Below are 4185 nucleotides of genomic sequence, written 5' to 3'. Positions count from 1 at the left end.
GTGGCGCCGAGCAGCAAGGACGAGCGGCTCGCCGAGATCACCGCGGCGGGCTCCGGGTTCGTCTACGCCGCCTCGCTGATGGGGGTCACCGGCACCCGCGAGTCGGTGGGCGCGCAGGCCCAGGAACTGGTCGGCCGGACCCGGGCCACCGGTACCGGCCTGCCCGTGTGCGTCGGTCTCGGCGTCTCCAACCGCGCCCAGGCCGCCGAGGTCGCCGGCTTCGCCGACGGGGTGATCGTCGGCTCCGCCTTCGTCAAGCGGATGCTGGACGCCCCGGACCCCGCGGCCGGTCTCGAGGCCGTCCGCGCGCTCGCGGGCGAGCTGGCGAGCGGCGTGCGCGGGCAGGCGTAGGGACGACAGGCGGCGACAGCCGCGGCTGATCGTTCGATCACCCGAACGGGTGGTCCTGGGGCCGGGGAGGCGCATTGCGCCTCCCCGGTTCGTTCTGGGGGTGTGAGCGAGAAGAACCATCAGGGAAAGCGCACCGCCCGGCAGCGGCTGGCGGTCGAGCGCGAGAAGCAGAAGGCCTCGGAGAGGCGGCGGCGCACGCTGATCGTGGCCGCGACCGTCGTGTGCGTCCTGGGGCTGGCGGCGGTGATCGGCCTGCTGGCCGCCAACTCCGGCAAGAGCAGCAAGAGCAGCACGGGCCCGGTCGTGGCGCCCTCGGGCGCGCAGGGCAAGGACAGCCTGGCGATCCCGGTCGGCCAGGACGGCGCCAAGTCCACGCTCACCGTGTGGGAGGACTTCCGCTGCCCGGCCTGCAAGGCCTTCGAGGCGGCGTACCGCCCGACGCTCCGCGAGCTGACCGGCTCCGGCAAGCTCAGGGTCGAGTACCACCTGGTCAGGCTGATCGACGGCAACCTCGGCGGCGCCGGCTCGCTGCGCGCGGCCAACGCGGCGGCCTGCGCCCAGGACGCCGGCAAGTTCCCCGCGTACCACGACGTGCTGTTCGAGAACCAGCCCGCGGAGACCGACGACGCCTACGCCGACAACAACAAGCTCGTCCAGCTGGCCGGCAAGGTGAGCGGCCTGGACACCCCGGCCTTCACCAAGTGCGTCAAGGACGGCACGCACGACGGCTGGGTCGACAAGTCCCACCAGGCCTTCCAGGCCGGCGGCTTCTCGGGCACCCCGACCGTCCTGCTGAACGGGAAGGACATCCTGAAGGACCGGACGATGACCCCGGCGAAGCTGAAGCAGATGGTGGAGGCGGCCGACAAGGGGTGACCGGAGGAGGACGGGGAGACGAGCGCGGGGCCGGCCCGTTATGGAGCCGTAGCCGGGCTGTTTGAGGTGACCCCGGTCCGGCTGCGGTAGCGTCGACCTTGCCATGGAACTTGCCTACATTCCCAGCCCGTCGCGCGGTGTGCTGTACCTCGGCCCGATTCCGCTGCGCGGCTACGCGTTCTGCATCATCATCGGCGTCTTCGTTGCCGTCTGGCTCGGCAACAAGCGCTGGATCGCCCGTGGCGGGCGGGCCGGCACGGTGGCCGACATCGCGGTCTGGGCTGTGCCGTTCGGCCTGGTCGGCGGCCGGCTCTACCACGTGATCACGGACTACGAGCTGTACTTCAGCGAGGGCCGTGACTGGGTGGACGCCTTCAAGGTGTGGGAGGGCGGCCTCGGCATCTGGGGCGCGATCGCGCTCGGCGGGCTGGGCGCGTGGATCGGCGCCCGGCGCCGGGGCATCCCGATGCCGGCGTACGCCGACGCGGTGGCGCCGGGCATCGCCTTCGCACAGGCGATCGGCCGCTGGGGCAACTGGTTCAACCAGGAGCTGTACGGCCGGGAGACGGACGTTCCCTGGGCGGTGCACATCACCTCCGCGGCCGACGGCCGGGTGCCGGGGTACTACCACCCGACGTTCCTGTACGAGTCGCTGTGGTGCGTCGGCGTGGGCTTCCTGGTCATCTGGGCCGACCGCCGCTTCAAGCTGGGCCACGGCAGGGCGTTCGCCCTGTACGTCGCCGCGTACTGCGTGGGCCGGTTCTGGATCGAGTACATGCGGGTCGACGAGGCCCACCACATCCTGGGCCTGCGGCTGAACAACTGGACGGCGCTGCTCGTCCTCCTGCTCGCGGTGACCTACATCTGGGTGTCCGCCAGGAAGCGGCCGGGCCGGGAGACCGAGGTCGAACCGGGCGTGACCACCCCCGGCGAGGAGGCCGCCGAGGCGCAGGACGCCGGGGACGTGCGGAAGGACGCGCCGGAAGCCTCCGACGAGACCGAGGCGAGCGATGTGAAGGACGAGACCGAGGCGAGCGACGTGAGGGACGAGGCCGAGTCGGCCCGGAAGGGCTGACCGCCGGTCGTACGCGGACGAGGGCGCCCCGGATCCCCGGGGCGCCCTCGTCGTGTCCGCACCCGGTGTCAGCACCGGCGGNNNNGGGCCAGCGCCAGGGTGCGCCGGGCCGCCGCCACCACCGCCGCGTCGACGAAGCGGCCGTCCGGGAGGGCCTGGGCGCCGCGGTCCGTGGTGGCCGCCTTGACGACCGTCTCCGCCTCCTCGAGTTCGCGGTCGGTCGGCAGGTAGGCGCGTTCGATGACCGGCAACTGGCGGGGGTGGATGGCCGCGCGGCCGAGGAAGCCGAGGGCGCGGCCGTGGGCGCAGGAGGCCGCCAGACCCTCCAGGTCCCGGATGTCGGGGTGCACGGACTGGGCCGGCGGGGCGAGTCCGGCCGCGCGGGCTGCCACCACGACACGGGCACGGGACCAGTCCAGTCCGGAGTCCCGCTGCACGCCCAGGTCCGCACGCAGGTCCGACTCGCCGATCGAGACGCCGCGCAGAGAAGGGTGCGCGGAGGCGATGGCGTAGGCGCGCTCGACGGCCAGGGCCGTCTCCAGGAGGGCGTACAGCGGGGGCCCCGGTCGGTCCGCCGGCGACGGGCTCCGAGCGGCCTCCGCGCGTGCCGCGACGCGGGCGACCTGCTCGGCGGACGTCACCTTCGGCAGCCGCAGCCCGGCCAGACCCGGCCGGGGCGCCACCGCCGCCAGATCCGCGGTGGCCAGCGGCCCGTCGACGGCGTTGACGCGTACGTGGACCGGGACCGGCGGCGGCTCGCTCAGCAGCTCGGCGGTGGCGTCGCGGGCGTACTCCTTGCGGTCCGGGGCGACCGCGTCCTCCAGGTCGACGATCACCACGTCCGCGCCGGAGGCGAGGGCCTTGGTGACGACACGGGGGCGGTCGCCGGGGACGTACAGCCAGGTCAGCGGGAACGGGACGATGGCCGTCACAGGGCGCCCTCCGCGCGCAGCGCGGCCAGTTCCTCCGGGGTGAGGCCCAGCTCGGTCAGCACCGCGTCCGTGTCCGCGCCGTGCGGACGGCCCGCCCAGCGGACGGCGCCCGGGGTGGCGGAGAGCCGGAAGAGGACGTTCTGCATGCGCAGCCGGCCGAGCTCCGGGTCGTACAGCGTGGTGAAGGTGCCCAGGGCCCGGTACTGCGGGTCGGCCATCACGTCCCGTACGTCCTGGATCGGCGCGATCGCCGCCTGGGCCTTCTCGAAGGCGGCCAGGGCCTCGGTGCGTGTGTGCCGGGCGATCCAGCCGCCGACCGCCTCGTCGAGCACGTCGGCGTGCGCGGCCCGCCCCGCGCCGGTCGCGAACCACGGCTCCTCGATCAGCTCCGGGCGGCCCACCAGGAGCATCACGCGTTCCGCGACCGACTGGGCCGACGTGGAGACGGCCACCCAGGTGCCGTCCGAGGTGCGGTAGGTGTTGCGCGGGGCGTTGTTCCGGGTGCGGTTGCCGGTGCGGGGCTGGACGTAGCCGAGCTGGTCGTACCACAGGGGCTGCGGGCCGAGGACGGTCAGGATCGGCTCGATGATCGCCATGTCGACGATCTGCCCCTCGCCGGTGCGCTCCCGTGCCGCGAGCGCGGTCATCACCGCGTACGCCGTCGCCAGTCCCGCGATCGCGTCGGCGAGCCCGAACGGCGGGAGCGTCGGCGGCCCGTCCGGCTCGCCGGTGATCGCGGCGAACCCGCTCAGCGCCTCGGCGAGGGTGCCGAAGCCGGGGCGGGGCGCGTACGGGCCGAACTGGCCGAACCCGGTGACCCGGGCCAGGACCAGACGCGGATTGACCGCCGACAGCTCCGGCCAGCCCAGCTCCCACCTCTCCAGGGTGCCGGGCCGGAAGTTCTCCACGATCACGTCGGCGCCGGCGGCCAGCCGCAGCAGGGTACGGCGG

General features: G+C 73.9%; 5 protein-coding genes. 3 read left to right on the top strand and 2 right to left on the bottom strand.

Going from position 1 to position 4185, the window contains the following annotated elements:
* The 3 genes from RH94_RS45735 to lgt form a co-directional block, all read left to right on the top strand.
* Positions 1 to 351: tryptophan synthase subunit alpha (locus RH94_RS45735; protein ID WP_234426279.1), on the top strand; the 351-nt coding region annotated here is incomplete at its 5' end.
* Positions 352 to 453: 102 nt separating this feature from the next.
* Positions 454 to 1227: a DsbA family protein gene (locus RH94_RS36080; RefSeq protein ID WP_073952505.1), complete on the top strand. Its 774-nt coding sequence runs from the start codon at positions 454 to 456 to the stop codon at positions 1225 to 1227.
* A gap of 103 nt (positions 1228 to 1330) precedes the next feature.
* Positions 1331 to 2302, top strand: a complete 972-nt coding sequence (gene lgt / locus RH94_RS36075; protein ID WP_073952504.1) for a prolipoprotein diacylglyceryl transferase — start codon at positions 1331 to 1333, stop codon at positions 2300 to 2302.
* Positions 2303 to 2387: 85 nt separating this feature from the next.
* Here lgt and RH94_RS36070 read toward each other — a convergent pair.
* On the bottom strand, positions 2388 to 3225 hold an 838-nt coding region (locus RH94_RS36070), incomplete at its 3' end, for an HpcH/HpaI aldolase/citrate lyase family protein (RefSeq protein WP_234426312.1).
* Between the two features lie 5 nt (positions 3226 to 3230).
* On the bottom strand, positions 3231 to 4185 hold a 955-nt coding region (locus RH94_RS36065), incomplete at its 5' end, for a CaiB/BaiF CoA transferase family protein (RefSeq protein ID WP_234426278.1).

Origin of the sequence: Streptomyces kebangsaanensis, from assembly GCF_001906585.1 — a bacterium.
GTDB lineage: Bacteria > Actinomycetota > Actinomycetes > Streptomycetales > Streptomycetaceae > Streptomyces > Streptomyces kebangsaanensis.
This window is presented reverse-complemented; position numbering and strand designations above follow the sequence as displayed.